The sequence below is a fragment of the uncultured Salinibacterium sp. genome (genome assembly GCF_963974405.1).
Taxonomy (GTDB): domain Bacteria; phylum Actinomycetota; class Actinomycetes; order Actinomycetales; family Microbacteriaceae; genus Rhodoglobus.
The window spans coordinates 499,030-518,104 of the sequence record NZ_CAXBBH010000002.1; the positions used below are offsets into that span (position 1 = coordinate 499,030).

The window sequence follows — 19,075 nt, forward strand, 5'->3', positions numbered from 1 at the left end:
GTTCACTGTCAGCGCATCCCGATAACGTTGATTCATGGTCACCTTGCCCCCAGAGCCAGCGGATGCCGCGGCAAACGCACCGCTGAATCTCGACGATTCGCAGCGGGCGGTTGTTGACCTCGCTGACGACATGAGCGCAGTGGTTGTTGGCGCGCCGGGCTCAGGTAAAACCGCGACTCTTGTGGAGCTGGTGGCGCAACGTGTGCACGCGCGCGGGTGGTCTCCTGAACAGATTGTGGTGCTTTCGGCTACTCGACACAGCGCGACGGCACTGCGTGATCGTCTTGCGGCACGCATTGACGCGCCAACGCTTGGGCCGATGGCTCGCACCGCCAACTCCTTGGCTTTTGAGGTCATTCGTGAGGCTGCCGCGGTCGCCGGAGAGGGCGCTCCGACCCTGTTGACGGGTGCTGAGCAAGACCAGATCATTGCCGACCTTCTCGCGGGTGAAATCCTTGACGGCACGGGGGCACCCTGGCCAGCGCACCTCGATACGGAGGTTCGCCGGCTTCGAGGGTTCCGCACCGAGTTGCGAGATCTCATGATGCGCTGTGTCGAATTCGGAGTCACTCCCGAACAGCTGGCGGCGCTGGGCGAACGCACCGATCGGCCGGAATGGGTGGCGGCATCCGCGTTCATTTCGGTCTACGACGCTGTGAAGGCGAATTACCGCGACCGGCACTTCGACGCCAGTGAGTTGCTTGCCGAGGCTGCCGTGCTCATTGAGGGCGGTCATTACGCTGCGATCGACCGACTGCGGCTTGTCGTTGTGGACGACGCTCATGAACTCACCGAGGCCACAATTTCGCTTGTGCGAGCTTTGGCGTCGCGAGGCATCACGATCATCGGTTTTGGGGATCCCGACCTGACAACGGGTTCCTTCAGGGGCGCTCAGCCGGCTGTGCTCTCGCGGTGGGCTCGTCGCCTTGAGCTAGAGAAGTGTCAGACGCTGTTCTTGTCTTCGGTCCATCGGCATAGTGAGCAGTTGCGGCAGACCGTCACGGCTCTCACCGAGCGCATCGGTGTCGCGGGGCTCATTGAGCAGCGCAAGTCGCCTGCGGTCGCGACGACAGCATCGAGCATCCACAGTTTTCAGTTGTCGACACCGGCAGAAGAGGTCGCCTTTATCGCGCGGCACTTGCGCGAAAAACACGTCTTGGAGTCGGTGCCGTGGTCGCGCATGGCTGTCATCGTGCGCACGGGTTCGCTCATTCCTTCGCTCGCGAGACAATTGCGCACCCTCGAGGTCGTGACGAGTGTGTCGAGCGCGCGAAGTGCTGTGCGTGATGAATTCAGTGTGAACGGGCTTATCGTGTTGCTCGAGTTGGCGCTGGAACGTCGACCTCTGGATGCCACGGCGGCCGTTGAGTTGCTGTGCAGTTCTGTTGGTGGTTTCGATGCTGTCTCGTTGCGTCGACTCAAGGCAGCGCTGCGTCACGAGGCACTCGGTGCGGAGATTTACGACTCGGCAGATGAGCTCATCGCTCAAGCCATGGCGGCACCCGCGGGGTTCATCACAATAGATAACCGGGTCGCGCGGCAGGCTGCTGCCGTGGCGAAGAACCTGCGCGAGACGGCGGCGGCCGGGGCAGCGGGCGACACTATCGAAGAGCTTCTCTGGGGTGCCTGGCAGCGCAGCGGGCTTGCTGATCGGTGGTTCGAGCAAGCGCTCGGCGCTGGGGTTGTTGCTGAAGAAGCCAACCGCCACCTTGATGCCGTTGTGGCCCTGTTTTCCTCGGCCAAGCGTTTTGTGGAGCGTCGACCGGATGCCCCAGCGAACGTTTTTCTCAACGAATGGCTTTCGGCAGACGTCGCAGAAGACACGCTCGCTGCTCGCTCGATCGTGGACTCTGTGACGGTCGGAACGCCGGCATCCGTGATTGGTCACGAGTTCGATGTTGTCGTCGTCGCCGGGGTGCAAGAGAATGTGTGGCCCAACCTTCGGGTGCGTGGCTCCCTCCTCGGCGCGCACGATCTTCCACGCGTCCTTGCAGGGGAGCAGCTTGCTGTCGCGGACCGTCGGCGCGAAGTGCTGCACGACGAATTGCGCATGTTCGCCCAGGCGGTCTCGCGCGCTACGAGCGAGGTGCTCGTGACTGCCGTGGCGGGCGACGACAATATGCCTTCCCCGTTCCTGACCCTCATTCCCGAACCGGACGAACCCGTGCGCTCGCGCCCTCCCCTCAGTTTGCGTGGCCTCGTGGGCGTGCTGCGCCGCGAACTGACGACGGGCGTGCATCCCGAAGCCGCTGGCTCCTCTTTGGCGCGTCTCGCCGCCGAAGGCGTCCCGGGCGCTGAACCCGGTTCGTGGTACGGCCTGCGAACTCCCAGCACTACCGAGCCCCTTATCGACCTCACTGAACCGGATGCCGAAGTGCGGGTTTCGCCCTCGCGCATGGAGTCCTTCGAAACCTGCCCGCTGCACTGGGCTATCGACCAGTTGGGAGGGTCAACGTCGAACACGGCGTCGAACCTCGGCACGCTCATCCACGGCGTCGCGGAGACGGCCACCGATTTCAGCGCCGAGGCGCTCTTCGCCGCTGTCGAAGATCGCTGGGGCGAAATGAGTTTCGAAGCCAGTTGGCAGTCGGAGGCCGAGAAGCTACGGGCGAAGAAGCTCACTCAACACCTCGCGACCTACTTGCGCGATTTCGCGGCTAATGGGGGAGAACTCATCAGCAACGAGATGAAGTTCGAACTACCGCTCGAATACGCGCTACTGAGCGGAAAGATTGACCGCGTCGAAAAATATGGCGGCACAACCGCCGTAATTGTGGACCTCAAGACCGGCAAGAACGAGCCATCGACCGACAAGGCTGTTGCCGATCATCCGCAACTGGCGGCGTATCAACTGGCGTTCGCTTCGGAGGCGATCGAGGGAGTGCCCAAGGGACTCGAGAATGGCGGCGCCAAGCTCGTAGTGCTTTCACCCTCCGCGAAGACTCGCGACTATGTCGACCCCAAGCAGCAACCGATGACCGATGAGGAGCTCGAACTGTTCCGACAGCGAGTTGTAGACGATGCCCGCGGAATGGCCGCCAGCGTCTTCGTGGCGCGCGTCAGCAGTCACTGCACCGATCCGTGGAGCTTCGGCAATTGCCGCATCCATGTAGTGCCGGCGGTGAGCGCTCGATGATCTCTTCTGTTGACCTCGCTGGTCTCATGGGCATCCATGCTCCAACCGCCCAGCAGCAAGTCGTGATCGAAGCCCCTCTCTCACCCGCACTCGTTGTCGCGGGCGCTGGCAGCGGCAAAACCGACACGATGGCCAGTCGTGTGGTCTGGCTCGTCGCCAACAACTTTGTGAGCCCCGACCAAATCTTGGGCCTCACGTTCACGCGCAAAGCGGCGGGTTCGCTCAGCAAGCGAGTGAGCGAGCGGATTGCGATTCTGCGCGACGTGCAAAACCGGCACCCCGAGCGGTTCGATGCGACGCCCGAGACTGCCTCGATAGAGTTCGATCAGCCGACAATCTCCACGTATAACTCTTTCGCTAGTGCCCTTTTTAGTGAGAACGCGCTGCTCATTGGGCGCGAACCCGAATCGACGCTGCTCAATGACCCTTCGTCGTGGCAGCTCGCCCGCAAGCTAGTGGTTGCGAGCACGGATGATCGGCTCGTGGGGCTCGAAAAATCCATCAATGGCCTTACCGAGGCCGTGCTCGACCTCAGCCACGCTCTGAGCGATAACGTCGCTCACGCCGATGAGGTCGCCGCCTACGCCCAGCGCTTCACGCAGATTTCAGAGCTTCCCTATGCCGACACGGCGCGCAAAAAGACCCCCTACGCTTCCGTGACCGATGCGGTCAACGAGATTGGTTCGCTCGCCCCCTTGCTTGATCTAGCCGTGCAGTATGCGCAGCAGAAAAGGGCTCAAGGCTTGCTCGAGTTCAGCGACCAAGTGGCGCTGGCGCTCGAAGTTGCCGAGAGGTCACAGGATGTCGTCGACCACTACCAAGATCGCTATCGCGTTGTGCTGCTTGATGAATATCAAGACACGAGCGTTGTACAAACCCGGCTGCTCGCGCGCCTCTTCGGCAACCACTCGGTGATGGCCGTCGGCGACCCGCACCAGTCGATCTATGGCTGGCGTGGAGCGAGTGCGGCCAACCTGGCCCGCTTCAGTCGCGACTTCACGGAGAACGCCGATGCGCACTACTTTGCACTCTCCACTAGCTGGCGCAATGCGACGTCGGTGCTCGACGCTGCCAACGTGATCGTTGAGCCGCTCAGCGCGCGTTCGCCCGTGCGGGTGGAATCTCTCGGTGCTCGCCCCAACGCACCCGCTGGCTCTGTCGACGCGTATTACTACGAACACATCGATGAAGAAGCGACGGGCGTCGCCACGTGGTTCGCGCGCGCTCTCGCCCCGCAAGCGTGGAACCACTACAACCCTGACCCGGATGCCGCCGCCCCCGAACCGCCGACCGCCGCCATCCTGTTCCGGCGCCGCAGCGACATGGATCGCTTTGCCACGGCGCTCGGCGCCCAAGACGTTCCGTACCACGTGCTCGGAATCGGCGGCCTCCTGTCGACCCCCGAAATTGTTGACCTCGTCAGCGCGCTCACCGTCATTCACGACCCGAGTGCGGGCTCCGAACTCATCCGCCTTCTCTCGGGTGCGCGCTGGTTGATCGGTACGCGTGACCTGCAAGCCCTGGCCGACCTGTCGCGGTGGCTGCTGAGCCGCTCTGTCTCCCAACACGAGTTGAGTGACGACGTGAAGCAGCGGATGCGGGACTCCGTTGCCGTCGATGATTCGGCATCCATCGTCGATGCTCTCGACTTCGTCGGAGAAGCCCCTGCCGGCCATTCGCAGCTGGAGAAATTCAGCTCCGAGGGCCTGTCGCGACTGAAAGATGCAGCCAAGCAATTGGCGTTCTTCCGCTCGCGGGCCGGGCTCGAACTCGGCGACCTTGTGCGCCTGCTCGAACAAGAACTGCTTCTCGACATCGAAGTCGTGGCGAGTCGCCCTCAAGCGCAAGGCATGGCCAATCTCTATGCCTTCCATGACGAGCTTGCCGGGTTCCTCGCGAGTGATGATCAGGCCAACCTCGGCAGCTTCCTCGCGTGGCTGCGGCGTGCCGCGCAGCAAGACATGATGGGCCCTCGCAGCGACGATGCTGAAGCGGGCACAGTGCAATTGCTCACCATTCACGCCTCCAAGGGCTTGGAATGGGATCTCGTGGCAGTGCCGCGACTCGTCGACGGCGAAGTGCCGGCAACTTCCCGAGAAGGCAAAGGCTGGGTCTCGTTTGGCAAGTTGCCCTTCGCCTTCCGAGGCGATGCTGCCGAACTGCCCGAGCTCGACTGGGAGAACGCGCAATACCAGTCCGACTTTGACGGTTCCCTCAAAGAGTTCAAAGCAGCATTGGCGGACCGCCACCAAGCCGAAGAACGTCGACTCGGCTACGTTGCGATTACTCGCGCTCGAGACAACCTGCTGCTTACCGGATCGTTCTGGTCGAGCCGCAGCAAACCTCAAGCACCGAGCACCTTCCTGCAAGAACTTGAAGAACACGAGTTGATTGGCGAGCTGCCGAGCGACCCCGTCAACGATGAGAACCCCACGCTCAACGATGTTGTTGACCCGCTGTGGCCCTTTGATCCGCTCGGCAATCGTCGGGCGAACGTCGAAGCTGCCGCCCAGCTCGTGACGACAGCTGACCCTGGCGCAGAGGGGCTGTGGGCGCACGAGATCGACCTGCTACTCGCCGAGCGCGCCCGTGCCGCGAGCGATGCCCGACGCACTCCGCTGCCACAGCGCATCCCTGCTTCACGGTTCAAGGACTACATCGCTGACCCCGAAGCCGTCGCGCTCTCGCTTCGCCGCCCCATGCCAGAGAAGCCGTACCGTGCAACGCGACTGGGAACCCAGTTTCACGAATGGGTCGAATCTCGTTTCGGGTCTTCGGCATCCGCCGAAACGCTCGACGCGTTTGCGCTCGAGCTTGACGGCACCGACGACGATAGTGCTGCGGATGCCGCGAAGCTCGCCGAGCTGCAGGCAACGTTCGAGCGCTCAGCGTGGGCCACGCGGCAACCCGTTGATGTCGAAATCGAGATCCACGTTCCCTTCGGCGACCGCGTTGTCATCTGCAAAATTGACGCGGTGTATGCCGACGGCGACCGCTTCGAAATTGTCGACTGGAAGACCGGGCGAGCACCCCGCGACGAAGCCGACCTGAAAGCTAAGCAACTACAACTCGCGTTGTATCGTCTTGCCTACGCACAGTGGAAGGGAATTCCACCGGAGAACATTGATGCCGCGTTCTACTTCGTTGCCGACGACACAGTCATCCGCCCTCCGCATATCTCGAGCGAGAGCGAACTGCGGGAAGCCTGGGCGAACTCCGTTGGCGCCGCCGATAGTTTCGGCGGCTAGCGGAAGCATCCGAGGCAGACGTAGAGGCGGTGTGTGCGGTGCCTGACCGCGTCACGCTGGCGCCGCTGCCCCTACGCTCGCCCCTACGCTCGCCGCTGCACCGGTCGACTCAGGATGGCGGTGCTGAGCGCTTCGACGGGCTCGCGAGCCGCCATCGGGTTATCGAGCAGCACGAAGTCGACATCGCCCAGCTCGGGCAACTCGAACGAGGCAGGCACTTGCGCAAGATCTGGCGGGATGAGGGACTGCGGAAACACTGCGATGCCGATTCCCGCCCGCACCGCAGCAAGGGCTCCATTGACTTCTTTCACATTGCAGGTGATTCGCCAAGTGCGTCCTTCAGCTTCGAGAGCGCGCATCGCATAGGCGCGACCCAGGCTGGGAGCTTGATAGGCGATCAGAGGAACAGGGGAGCCCGCTTCTAACGTGACGCTCTTATGGCCCAGCCACACCATTCGGTCGCGGCGCACGAGTCGACCGCCCTCGGTGCCGGTGTCTTGCTTGACGAAGATTAGATCGAGTTGCCCGGCCTGGAGGCGACGAACGAGGGTGCCGCTCTGGCTCACGGTGAGTTCGAGATTGATATGAGGATAGAGCTGGCGAAAATCCCTGAGGATTCGCGGCAATTGCGTGAGCGCCAAGTCGTCAGCGGATCCAAAGCGAAGTCGCCCGCGCATAGCGGAGCCGGTGAAGTACTTCACGGCCTGGTCTTGCGCAGCCAAGATGGCTCGGGCAAAGCCGAGCATCGCTTCACCGTTGTCGGTGAGCGAAACCGCGCGCGTATCGCGCACGACGAGAATGCGCCCAGCGGCGGTTTCGAGTTTGCGAATGTGTTGACTGATCGTGGGCTGGCTCAGTTCAAGGGCGCGTGCGGCATCCGTGAAGCTACGGTTCTCGGCGACGGCGACGAATGATTTCAGCAGTACAGGATCGAACATAATGCTCCATTACGAAACGTAATTGAATTTATAGGCTCGATTATGCAGCGAAATGACAGGCGAGACAATACGGTTGAAGGTGTGAGCATGCCATCTGAGACGTCCCCAGCGACAGTTCCCATCTCGGCGGTCATGCAACGACCGCTGTGGCGCGACACGTTTAGCTCCTTGCGGCTCCACAACTACCGCCTTTACGTGATCGCACAATTCATCGCATACACCGCGTCGTGGGTGCAGCGCATTGCGGTTGACTGGCTCGTTCTCGAGCTCACCGGCAACGTTGCTCTCGTCGGGCTGACGATCGCGATCCAGTTCACACCGACAATCGTTCTCGGTGCCTATGCCGGCGTCATCGCCGATCGCTTCGACAAGCGCGCCACGCTCATGGTCGCGCAATCGATTATCGGGCTCCTTAGCCTCGCGCTCGCCATCATCACGATTACAGGAGTGGCGCAACTGTGGTTGGTGTATTTGCTCGTCCTCCTGATGGGCATCATCCAGGTGTTCGATAACCCGGCTCGCGCTGTCTTTGTCAACGAATTGGTCGGGCCACGCCACTTGCGCAACGCAATCAGCCTCAATGCCTCGATCTTCCATTCCGGGGCATTCCTCGGGCCAGCGCTCAGCGGCGTGCTTATCGTTGCCGCGGGTTCTGGCTGGGCAATCGGCATCAATGCTGTCGCTGTCGTCATCGGCGTCATCATTCTGGCTTCGATGCGCAAGAGCGAACTGCTGATCGCGCCTCGAGCTCCCGAATCTAAAGGACAAATCCGCGAAGCCATTCGCTATATCAAGGCGAAGCCAACGCTGTTCTGGACAATGATCATGGTGTTTGTCGTCGCCGTCTTCGGTATGCCCATGCCGACTCTGCTCGCGGCCATGGCCAACACCGTCTACGACACCGGGGCCAGTGGGTATGGGCTTTACAACTCGCTCGCCGCGATTGGTGCGCTGCTTGGAGCGCTCGCTTCAGCCCGTCGCGCGAGTCTGCGCTTGCGCACGATTATCTTCGGGGCGGTGCTCTACGGAGTCATGATGATGCTCGCGGGAATCGTGCCGATCTACGGACTATTCCTTGGCGTTCTGATTGGTGTCGGTCTCAGTCGACTCCTGCTCATGACGGCGGCCGAAACCATGGTGCAATTGTCGTCGAACCTCGTTATCCGCGGCCGAGTGATGGCTTTTTGGGTCATAGTGATTTTGGGTGGCCAGGCTGTTGGCGGGCCGCTCATGGGCACGATTGCCGAACTGTGGGGGGCCAAGCTCGCTTTCGTGATCGCCGGCGGAGTTCCCGCTGCTGTCGCGATTGGCATCGCTATCGTGCTCGCACGATCTGGTCGACTCACCGTGAAGGTTGCTCCTCGTCGCAGTGGACGCTGGGTTGCTATCGTTCCTCAGCATCAGTCGCGGGCCATCACAGAACCCATCACGATTGTGGATGCCGAGGCTGTGCAGAATACGGCAACGCATCCGGTGCCTAGCCGCAATCGGCTCCGCACCCTCCGGTCATCGCTTATTCGCCGGTCGGGGTCGAAACGGCGCTCGGAAAAGTAGCCCGGTTCGATTGAGGTTTTAGCCCGCGCGGTTGTCCTTGCGCAGCATTGCTTCGACCTCGTCAACGGCCATCGTGGGCATGGTGTTGGCGCTGATGGGGTTCATGACGTCATCACGGATGTCATCGAGTAGCGTCGTGAGCATCTCACCTGCGTCGTCCACGATTTCGGTGCTGCGCACTTCGGTGCCGTGGAGCAACCATTTCGCTACCGAAAGTTCGGCATAGAAGGTGGCGCGCTGCTTGAGCTGGCGGTCACCGGCGCCCCGGGCATCCGCATAGGCGCCAAAGGCACTATCGATAATTGCGTCGTTGCGGGGGCCGAGCAGCCACTGCAAGTCTGTTGCGGGGTCGCCCACCTTGATGTCTTGCCAGCCGAGCACACCGGTGACGGCATTGTCTGCGCTCAAGAAGGAGTCAGAGACGAGCGAACCGTTGACGACAGTGGGTTGAAACTGCCACAGTGTGGAGTCTTCGGTTGCTTCGCGCCAGCGCTCAAGGAGTGCGGCAGGAACCAGTTTGGTGGCGGCCGCGCGGTCGATGATCGAAATGCACGAACGTAGTGCTTCACCTGATGTCTGAACAGGGAGTCCCGCATCCGCTACGAAACTTGTGGGCAACGCGTGAATCGCGGCGATCGCCGTGCCGACGGATGCCGCGAGTGAACCAGGGCCGGTCGTGTACGAGCGCATGGGAACTTTGTTGCCATAGACGAATTCATACACGATTCCGCGAGTTTGACCGACGGGAACCTGACCGGCATAACTCGTGACAGCGAAGGGCAGGCGAGTGCGCACTCCAGCGCTGAGGGCACGCAGGGCGACGAGGTCGGCGGATTGCACATTCTCGGCCGCAGCGTTGCGTGGCACGCGAATAATCCAGTGCTTGCCGTCGCGGCCGGTGATGAGCGCCGAGTCGAAGTCATTGCCGTTGCCGGTGCCGAACGGTGCGGCTGCGGCAACATCGAGTCCCTCGACAGCAGAGGTCGCCAGCGCGGCTAGAGTGAGATGTGATCTGGCCATAACACTCAGGGTAGGTTGCTCTGACGCGCATTTGCCGCACGCCACGCACTTGGGACGGGGTCGATACATGTCACAGTCTTTTCTTTCGCGACTGCCATTGTCGCGATACGAGATGGATCGTGACCACTTAGCTCGAGAAGATCCACGTCTTCTTGATCGCTTGTGGCGCGATTCGGCGACCCGCGTGCTGCCCATCTTCAATGGGTCTGCGCTGCTGGCTGCTGATGGTTCTTTGGCCCTGCTTCACCCGGAGGCTATTGAGCGTGGCCACACGAGCGTGTACTTGGGGCGTTCTCTGTCGACCACAAGCCCGGAGCCCGTGGGCACCCCTATCGTGACGGTCGAGCTAGAAGATGCCGGCCACTTTGCTGAAGCGAACTGGGGAAACTTACGCAGCATCGCCACACAATTGAGCGATCGGGATGCGGGGCTCTTCACCGAGGCACTCGCCATTCTGAACTGGCACGCATCGCACCTATTCTCGCCCCGCACTGGTGAGCCGACTGTCGTGGAGAAAGCCGGATGGGTGCGTCGCGATGTTGCGTCCAAACTTGAAGTTTTTCCCCGTACCGACCCTGCAATCATTGTGGGCGTGACCGATAACGACGACCGCCTGTTGCTCGGATCGAACGCGCTCTGGGAATCCAACCGCTATTCGCTGCTCGCAGGTTTTGTCGAGCCGGGAGAGTCGCTCGAGTCCGCCGTGCAGCGCGAGATTCTTGAAGAGTCCGGGGTTCCCGTTGTTGATCCGGTGTATTTGGGTAGCCAGCCGTGGCCGTTCCCGGCGTCGCTCATGCTCGGGTTTACGGCATCCGTCGCTCCCGGATTCACCGGGCTCGGTACCCCTGACGGCACCGAGATTCTCGACCTGCGCTGGTTCAGCCGCGACGAACTTGCGGGCGCTATGAATGAGATCCGACTACCAGGCCACTCGTCGATTGCTCGCGCGATCATCGAGCACTGGTACGGCCAACCGATTGACGAACAACCGTGACGCTAGAGGCGAATGCACTGCTCGACGCACTCGACGAGGGGCAGAGGCACGCTGCCGAAACCCTGCTTGGCCCGGTCTGTTTGCTTGCCGGCGCGGGCACCGGAAAGACTCGCGCCATCACTCATCGCATCGCTTACGGTGTCGCAACAGGGGTTTACCCTCCCGGCCGCGTCATGGCGCTCACCTTCACCAATCGAGCTGCCGGTGAATTGCGCGGGAGGCTCCGCGCGCTCGGGGCTGATGGTGTAGCTGCTCGCACTTTCCACGCGTCTGCGTTGTCACAACTGAATGCGTTCTGGCCGCAAACAATCGGCGGAACAATGCCCCGTTTGCTCGAGGGCAAGGCGCGCATGATTGCCCACGCGGCAGACTCTCTCAAACTGAAACTCGATACCGCTACGCTGCGCGATGTTGCCGCCGAGATTGAGTGGCGAAAGACGTCGCGGATGTCGGTCGAGCAATACGGCAATGCCGGCCGCACTCCTCCCGCGGCTCTCACTATCGATCGCATGGTTGAGCTGCAGACCGCATACGAATCGATCAAGGATGCGCGGCGCCAGATCGACTTCGAAGACGTGCTTTTGGCTGCCGCTGGAATGATCGAGGCAGAGCCGCGGATCGCTCAGCAGGTGCGCGAGCAGTATCGCTTCTTTGTCGTGGATGAGTATCAGGACGTCTCTCCGCTGCAGCACGAGTTGCTGCGGCTGTGGGTTGGCGACCGTGATGATCTGTGTGTTGTTGGCGATGTGAGCCAGACGATCTACTCATTCGCCGGTGCTAGCCCTGACTTCTTGCTGCGCTTCGCCTCCCAGCACGAGAATGCCGCGGTGCTGCGGCTTGAGCGCAACTACCGTTCAACGCCTGAGATTGTGCACGCCGCCAATCGTCTGATGACGAACCAGAAGGGCGCACTCACTCTTCAAGCGGCGACGAGCGAGCATTCAGATGCCCCGCACGTCACCGGCTATGACAATGACAACGAGGAAGCGACCGCGATTGCCGCTGCCATCGCGGCACAGATCGCGGCGGGGGTCAGCCCTGAAGAGATCGCGGTGCTCTACCGAATTAATGCTCAGTCGCAGCCTATCGAGGCAGCGCTCGCGGCCGCGGGTGTTCCCTTTCTTGTGCGGGGCGCTACCCGTTTCTTTGATCAGCGCGAGGTCAAAGAAGCGATCATGCTGTTGCGGGGCGCTTCTATCAGTACCGCCACTGAGCCGCTCTTCAAATCGGTGAGTGACATTCTGCGTTCTATCGGCTGGTCTCAAGACCCGCCGGAGACTCCTGGGGCAGTTCGCGAACGGTGGGAGTCTCTCAACGTGATCATGCGGCTCGCCGAAGAGGCTTCCCCCGAGGTCACGCTACGCGAATTCGTTGCGGACTTGGTCGATCGTCAGAGCAGCAACAACGAGCCGCTTCGATCGGCCGTGAACCTTGCGACCCTCCACTCCGCTAAAGGCCTCGAATGGGAGTGCGTGCACCTCATCGGTCTCAACGAGGGCTTGCTTCCGATCAGCTACGCGCGCACTCCCGAAGCGATCGATGAAGAGCGCCGTCTTCTCTACGTGGGAATCACTCGCGCGCGTCGATCACTCGGGATGTCGTGGTCGGCTAGTGCACAAACAGGCCGGGGTGCGCGCCGCGCCCCCAGTCGCTTCCTGGACGATGTTCGGGACCGGAACCAACGCTTGTAACGTTGCTGACTTGGTGGCAACCGCACTCCGGATGCCGGAATCGCAGGCTCTCATCGCGACGCCCCGTGGCGTAATCGATCCGAACTGACGACGTGGCGTCAGCGGGGGTCTGATCGAACACGGTGTACCCGACGCGACCGAGGCGATGCAGCGCCATTCTGCTGGTTTCAGCTGCGGCCTCAGCAACGAGCGCCGGGGTTTCGGCCAGCGATGTTCGCCCCATGAGTTGGGTCGCAATTGCAGGCCACGAGGGATCGGCATCGCGCCGCTGAAGGTCGATGCAGAGGAGGCATCCGGTGACTCCCGGAGTTACCACTGGGCCCACTTCGGCAGCAGAATCTGACACCACCACCGGCAGATGCGGGATGTCGCGGCGCAACCAGTGCGAGTGCACCGACGGAGGGATCACAAAATGTCCCACGAGAATTGCGAGATCAGGGTCAGGGGTGCTGAGTTCGTGTGGTGTCGCTGCGGTCTCAACGGTCACGCCACTAGCAGCCAAAATGCGCGCTATCGATTCGACAAGAACGCCAGAGCCCAGCACAGCGACGTGAGCACTCGGCGCTTGCGGGGGAGTGGCCACGAGAACTCGCGATAGGGCGTCGATAAGTTCGTTGGATTCGTGAGGGTGGGTTGCGGCCAGCATCTCTAATCCGCTGCGACTAATGCCGGCAACCAGCGCCGCAAGAACTTTCTCTTGTGCTTCAGTCACGTGCGGAATAACGACGGCAGGCGGGTCAATGCCAATTTGGGCGCTGGTGGGGGATCGCCACACGAGCGGTAGTCGGGGGTCTACTCGCAAGATCATGTGCCCATTGTGCACAACCGGCAGGCTCGCCAGCGTGAAGCGTCCACAGCAAGAAAATGAACGATCAGCGACGAACGTCACGCGGCAATACGGCCGCAGTGCGAAACCTGATTCTAAGAGTTGTCGCCCTCGTGGGGGCGGTCACCCGATTCGTCATTCAGAAGAGCGTTGATCGCTTGATCGATGTCATCTGGAGTGCTTCCGCCGTCGCGCAACCGCGCCACGAGAGCGGCAGGGTCATCGATGTCTGCGGCGGTAGGCATGAGATCGGGGTGCGACCACAGTGAGTCACGTTGCTCCGCGCCAAGCTCATCGGTCACGTGTTGCCACATGGCGGCAGCTTCGCGAAGTCGACGCGGGCGGAGTTCGAGGCCAACGAGAGTAGCAAAAGCAGACTCTGCCGGACCCCCGGATGCCCGACGGCGTCGCACGGTCTCAGCGATTGCGCTGCGGGCAGGCAGGCGTGAAGTGGCAGCGGCAGTTACGACATCCACCCAGCCTTCGACGAGCGCGAGAACAGTTTCAAGTCGCTCAAGTGCTTCACGCTGTTCTTCACTCTTCGGCGGAATGAGCGAGCCGTTGGTCATGGCATCGCGAAGCTCTTCAGGATTATTGGGGTCGAAGTCGCTTGCAAGCTCGGCGATCGCATCCGAATCAATGTGGATGTCGTGGGCATACGCCGTAACCGAGGTCATGAACTGAAGGCGAAGCCACTTTGCGTGCCGGAAGAGTCGGGCGTGGGCGAGCTCGCGCACCGCCAAATAGAGGTGAATCTCTTCGTCGGGTAGGTCGAGTCCGTTGCCGAAAGCGAAGACGCTTTGGGGCACAAGAGCGGCCTGCTGCTCATCAAAGAGAGGGATGCCGATGTCGCCGCCGGAGACCACTTCGCTCGACAACTGACCGACAACCTGGCCGAGTTGCATCGCAAACAGGGTGCCACCGATATTGCGCATCATCTTGCTCGCGCCGCCGAGCATCTCGCTCATCTCTTCTGGCGCATTCTGCTTGAGCACGTCGGTCAGGGAGTCAGCGATTGAGTTGGCAACGGGCTCAGCAAGCTGAGTCCAGATGGGCATCGTGATCGTGACCCACTCGCTGCGACTAAGCAGCTTAGGTTCCACGGTCAGCTCCGAGATGTCGGTGACTTCGTTAAGCCACAGTGCGGCGACGTGCAATGCCTGCTCAAGCTTGGCGCGCTCCTCCGGCAGCGAAACGACCGTACTCTGCGAGGCCAGGTTCTTGGCTTGCTCAAGCGCGATATCCCAATTGATTCCATCGCCAGATTTTCCGAGGGCATTCTGAAGCTGGTTGAGCAGTTGTTGGATCATTGCCGGGTCGTTCGGCAACCCCGCAGCACCCGCCAGCTTTGCGGGATCGATTTCGCCATCGCCCGACAGGAACTCCCGCATCATGTCGCGGAACTCGTCTTCGGAATTGTTCTCAGCATCGTCAGCCATGGTTTAACGCTAGCCGCTCGATGCCGTGCGCGGCTGAGTTTTGACCTAGGCTAGTGAGTCTTACCGTGCGCCTGTGGCGAACACCGCTCCCCACCCCGTAAGGATCTAGGTGGCTCTGTTTACTGATAATCGACCCGAACCGTCATCTCGTCGCGCCCGAAGCGGCTGGCTGGGATGGTTCATTCTTAGCGTTGCGCTGGTCGGCACCTTACTCGCGACCCTGGTCCCTTCGCCGTACATTATCGAGCAGCCGGGCCCGGTCTACGACACTTTGGGTGACGTTGAGATCGAGGGTGCACTCGTGCCGCTCATTCAAATTCCGGTCGAGACGACGTATCCCACCGAGGGAGCGCTCGATATGTTGACAGTCAACGTGAGGGGTAACCCTGATTCTCCGTTGAGTTGGTTTGAAATCGGCGCCGCCTACTTCGACCGCAGTCGAGCGATCGTGCCTGTCGAAGCCGTGTATCCCGTCGGAGTCACTGTTGAAGAATCGACCGAGGCCGGTCGCGTTCAGATGGAGACCTCGCAGCAAGAGGCTATCGCCGCGGCGCTCTCCAACTTGGACTACGAGTTCGACGCCACGCTAACCGTCGCAGAGACCACCGATGGTGGCCCTTCAGACGGCGTGCTTCAAGCGGGCGATATTGTCCTCACCGTGAACGGTGAAGAATTTGCGGATGTTGCCGGACTTCGCGACACCATCGCGGCCAACGGAACCAGCACGCCTGCCGACGTCGTCTATGAGCGCGACGGCGAAGAGCTAAGCGCAGAGATCACGCCCGTGTTGAGCGAGGGCGACGACGCGATCGCGATCATCGGCGTCGTTGTTGGCAGCGAATACAATTTCCCGGTTGATGTGAAGATTCAGCTGGAGAACGTCGGCGGTCCCAGCGCCGGGATGATGTTCGCGCTCGGAATCATCGACAAGCTCACTCCCGGCGCCATTAACGGCGGCCAAGAAGTCGCAGGCACCGGCACGATCAGCGCGACGGGCGATGTCGGCCCCATCGGCGGCATCCAGCAAAAAATGTATGGTGCCAAGGATGCAGGTGCTGACTTCTTCTTTGCGCCGGTCGAGAACTGCGATGAAGTTGTGGGCAACACCCCTAAGGGCCTCACGGTGTACGCAATCGACAACCTCAATGACGCGCTCGTCGCACTGGCCAGTATTCGCGGCGGCCTCAGCGGAGCAGGGCTTCCCTCGTGCAGTGACCAATCGGCGTCGGCTGAATAGAGTCACGCTGAGAGCGATCTCCAGCCCAACGCCCATGAAAGACCTTTAAGATACCTCTAGGCCCCCAATTTCAGGAGCGAAGTACTGTGTCGAGCCAAACCCAACCAGCCCCGAAGAGCAAAACGAGGTCTGCGTTTACGATCACGGCAATAATTCTTGCCGTCATTGTTATCGCATTCTTCTTGTTCTCGAGCCTCTACGCCGATGTTCTCTGGTTCAGCCAGACCGGCTATCTGGAGGTTCTCACCACTCAGTGGATTGCAACCGCCGTAATGTTCGCCATTGGCTTTGTTGCCATGGCAGTACCAGTAGGCGTCAGCCTCCTCGTCGCATTCCGTGCGCGTCCCATCTACGCAAAACTCAACGCGCAATTGGAGGGGTATCAGCAGGTTGTTGAGCCTCTTCGTAAGCTCGCTATGGTCGGCATCCCGATCCTGCTTGGCGTCTTCGGCGGTGTCTCGTCTGCGAGCGCATGGCCCGTTGCCCTTCAATGGCTCAACCGCAGCTCGTTCGGCAAGACCGATCCTCAGTTCGGTTTAGACATCTCGTTCTACTTCTATGAACTCCCGATGTATCACGCGATTGTCGGCTTTGCGTCGGCTGTTTTGATCATTTCGTTCATCGGTGCTTTGGCTACCAGCTACCTCTACGGTGCGCTCAGCGTTCATGGCCGCGAAGTTCGTATTTCTCGTTCCGCCCGCGTGCAACTCGCGGTCACGGCCGGTCTCTTCTTCGCCCTTCAGGCGCTCAGCATTTGGCTCGACCAGTACACGACGTTGTACTCCGCGAGTCAAGGATTCTTGCAGACCGGTGCAAGTTACACCGAAGCGAACGCGACAATTCCCGGGCGAGCGATTCTTGCCGGTATCGCCGCGATCGTTGCCATCCTCTTCATCGTGACCGCGATCATCGGTCGCTGGCGTCTGCCCATGATCGGCACGGCCCTGCTGCTCATCAGCGGTCTCGTGGTGGGAAATCTCTACCCGTGGATCGTTCAGCGCTTCCAAGTAGACCCCAACGCGCGTACGTACGAATCTGCGTATATCGATCGAAGTATTGAAGCGACCCGAGACGCCTATGGCGTCGCTGATGTCGAAGAGATTCCGTACAGCGCGACGACCGATGCCGAGTCTGGTGCGCTTCGCGAAGACGCAACGACCACGGCTAATATCCGCATCCTTGACCCAGCTATCGCGCCTCAAGCGTTCGCGCAGCTTGAGCAGTTCAAGCAGTACTACCAATTTGATAGCCACCTCGATGTTGACCGTTATGAGATCGATGGCCAAACTCAAGACACCGTTATCGCGGTTCGTGAGCTGAACCAGTCTGGACTGGGCGAATCACAGTCCTGGTACAACAACACCGTTGTCTACACTCACGGCTATGGCGTCGTTGCCGCGTTTGGTAACCAGCGCGCTGCTGACGGACAGCCGGTGTTCCTGCAGTCCGGTATCCCCAGCACGGGAGAGCTTGGCGACTTCGAACCTCGCGTGTACTTCGGTGAGAAGTCACCGGAATACTCGATCGTTGGAGCTCCTGAGGGATCGCCCGATATCGAGCTTGACTACCCGTCCGGTGGAGAAGATAGCGACCAAAACGCCACGACAACCTTCTCGGGAGACGGTGGTCCGGCCTTGGACAACATCTTCAAGAAGCTTGTTTACGCGATCAAGTTCCAGTCTGAACAGATCTTCTTGTCGTCTGATGTGACGGACGAGTCGCAGATTCTCTACGACCGCGAACCTCTTGAGCGTGTGCAGAAAGTGGCACCGTATCTGAAGGTTGATAGCGACGTGTACCCCGCCATCGTCGATGGTCGCATCGTCTGGATCGTTGACGGCTACACCACGGGAGCTAACTACCCGTACTCGCAGGTCGAGCAGCTCTCGAGCGCGATTGCCGACACGTACACGCCAGCGCCACAGTTTGCGCTCGACGACATCAACTACATCCGCAACTCGGTCAAGGCGACCGTTGATGCCTATGACGGTTCGGTGAAGCTGTACGCGTGGGATGACGCAGACCCAGTTCTGCAGACGTGGAACAAGATCTTCCCCAACACGCTGCTTCCGCAAGACGACATGAGTGTCGAACTGCTGGATCACGTGCGGTACCCCGCAGATCTCTTCAAGATGCAGCGCGAGATCCTCGGTTCGTACCACGTGACGGATGCTGGCTCGTTCTACTCAAGCGATGACCAGTGGGTAAGCCCGGAAGACCCGGTATCAACCACCGGTGCGACGCAGCCGCCGTACTACCTCACGATGCAGGTTCCCGGAACGGATGACCCCGCATTCACGCTGTACTCGACATTCATTCCGAAGGGAACGGCTGACGCCAGTCGAAGCGTTCTCACCGGTTATTTGACGGCAAACTCGGATGCTGGTCCTGACTACGGCAAGCTCACGCTGTTGAACCTGCCGAAGCAAGATACTGTGCCCGGTCCTGGACAGGTGCAGAACAGCTTCAATACCGACACGATTGTGGCTAACCAGCTCGCGCTCTTGCAGCGCGGTGATACCGAAGTGAAACTCGGTAACTTGCTGACGCTCCCTGTCGGTGGCGGACTGCTTTACGTGCAGCCTGTGTATGTTCAGTCCACAAGCGGAACTCAGTATCCGCTCTTGCGTAAGGTGCTCGTGTCGTTCGGTGACGAGATTGCCTTCGAGGACACCCTCGATCAGGCGCTCGACTCGCTGTTCGGCGGTGACTCTGGTGCAGAGGCGGGTGACGGCGAAGTTCCCGTCGATCCCGAAGTTCCTGTCGATCCTGAGGCACCCGTAGACCCGGAAGCTCCGGTTGATCCCGGCACGCCAGGTGACAACGCCGCGCTCGACAAGGCTCTCGCCGACTACAAGGCGGCTCTCGCCGATCGCAACGCTGCGTACGCAGCCAACGACCTCGTTGCCGCAGCAGAAGCTGACAAGGCAATGGTCGCCGCAATCGAACGAGCAATCGCCGCAACCGAATAACAAACTCTGACTCAGCGGGC

General features: G+C 60.8%; 11 protein-coding genes. 7 read left to right on the plus strand and 4 right to left on the minus strand.

Features of this window, described 5'->3' with window-relative positions:
* Positions 1-34 precede the first annotated feature (34 nt).
* Both AACZ26_RS10780 and AACZ26_RS10785 read left to right on the plus strand, forming a co-directional pair.
* Positions 35-3,136: an ATP-dependent DNA helicase gene (locus tag AACZ26_RS10780; RefSeq protein WP_339621463.1), complete on the plus strand. Its 3,102-nt coding sequence runs from the start codon at positions 35-37 to the stop codon at positions 3,134-3,136.
* Positions 3,133-6,384 (plus strand): ATP-dependent DNA helicase, encoded by a 3,252-nt coding sequence (locus AACZ26_RS10785; RefSeq protein WP_339621464.1) that lies wholly within the window; start codon positions 3,133-3,135, stop codon positions 6,382-6,384. The genes AACZ26_RS10780 and AACZ26_RS10785 overlap by 4 nt, the downstream gene beginning before the upstream one ends.
* A gap of 83 nt (positions 6,385-6,467) precedes the next feature.
* Here the strand turns inward: AACZ26_RS10785 and AACZ26_RS10790 are convergent, their stop codons facing one another.
* Positions 6,468-7,322: a LysR substrate-binding domain-containing protein gene (locus tag AACZ26_RS10790; RefSeq protein WP_339621465.1), complete on the minus strand. Its 855-nt coding sequence runs from the start codon at positions 7,320-7,322 to the stop codon at positions 6,468-6,470.
* Positions 7,323-7,409: 87 nt separating this feature from the next.
* Here AACZ26_RS10790 and AACZ26_RS10795 point away from each other — a divergent pair, with 87 nt between their 5' ends.
* On the plus strand, positions 7,410-8,876 hold the full coding sequence (locus AACZ26_RS10795) for an MFS transporter (protein ID WP_339621466.1): 1,467 nt from the start codon (positions 7,410-7,412) through the stop codon (positions 8,874-8,876).
* An 18-nt stretch (positions 8,877-8,894) separates the two neighbouring features.
* Here AACZ26_RS10795 and AACZ26_RS10800 read toward each other — a convergent pair whose 3' ends face one another.
* The gene (locus AACZ26_RS10800; RefSeq protein WP_339621468.1) at positions 8,895-9,896 is read right to left on the minus strand and encodes a phosphotransferase; all 1,002 of its coding nucleotides are present in this window, start codon (positions 9,894-9,896) and stop codon (positions 8,895-8,897) included.
* A 67-nt stretch (positions 9,897-9,963) separates the two neighbouring features.
* Here AACZ26_RS10800 and nudC point away from each other — a divergent pair, with 67 nt between their 5' ends.
* Positions 9,964-10,890, plus strand: coding sequence for an NAD(+) diphosphatase (gene nudC, locus AACZ26_RS10805; RefSeq protein WP_339621470.1), 927 nt, complete (start codon positions 9,964-9,966; stop codon positions 10,888-10,890).
* Positions 10,887-12,581, plus strand: a complete 1,695-nt coding sequence (locus AACZ26_RS10810; RefSeq protein ID WP_339621472.1) for an ATP-dependent helicase — start codon at positions 10,887-10,889, stop codon at positions 12,579-12,581. Before nudC ends, AACZ26_RS10810 begins: the two co-directional genes overlap by 4 nt.
* Here AACZ26_RS10810 and AACZ26_RS10815 read toward each other — a convergent pair.
* Both AACZ26_RS10815 and AACZ26_RS10820 read right to left on the minus strand, forming a co-directional pair.
* A complete protein-coding gene (locus AACZ26_RS10815) occupies positions 12,499-13,389 on the minus strand; it encodes a TOMM precursor leader peptide-binding protein (RefSeq protein WP_339621474.1) in 891 nt (296 codons plus the stop codon). The genes AACZ26_RS10810 and AACZ26_RS10815 overlap by 83 nt on opposite strands.
* Before the next feature lie 113 nt (positions 13,390-13,502).
* The gene (locus AACZ26_RS10820; RefSeq protein WP_339621477.1) at positions 13,503-14,846 is read right to left on the minus strand and encodes a zinc-dependent metalloprotease; all 1,344 of its coding nucleotides are present in this window, start codon (positions 14,844-14,846) and stop codon (positions 13,503-13,505) included.
* A gap of 109 nt (positions 14,847-14,955) precedes the next feature.
* Between AACZ26_RS10820 and AACZ26_RS10825 the strand changes: the two genes are divergently transcribed.
* Both AACZ26_RS10825 and AACZ26_RS10830 read left to right on the plus strand, forming a co-directional pair.
* Complete coding sequence (locus tag AACZ26_RS10825) at positions 14,956-16,083, plus strand: S16 family serine protease (RefSeq protein WP_339621479.1); 1,128 nt, start codon at positions 14,956-14,958, stop codon at positions 16,081-16,083.
* An 86-nt stretch (positions 16,084-16,169) separates the two neighbouring features.
* Complete coding sequence (locus tag AACZ26_RS10830) at positions 16,170-19,055, plus strand: UPF0182 family protein (RefSeq protein ID WP_339621480.1); 2,886 nt, start codon at positions 16,170-16,172, stop codon at positions 19,053-19,055.
* The last annotated feature ends 20 nt before the right edge of the window (positions 19,056-19,075 follow it).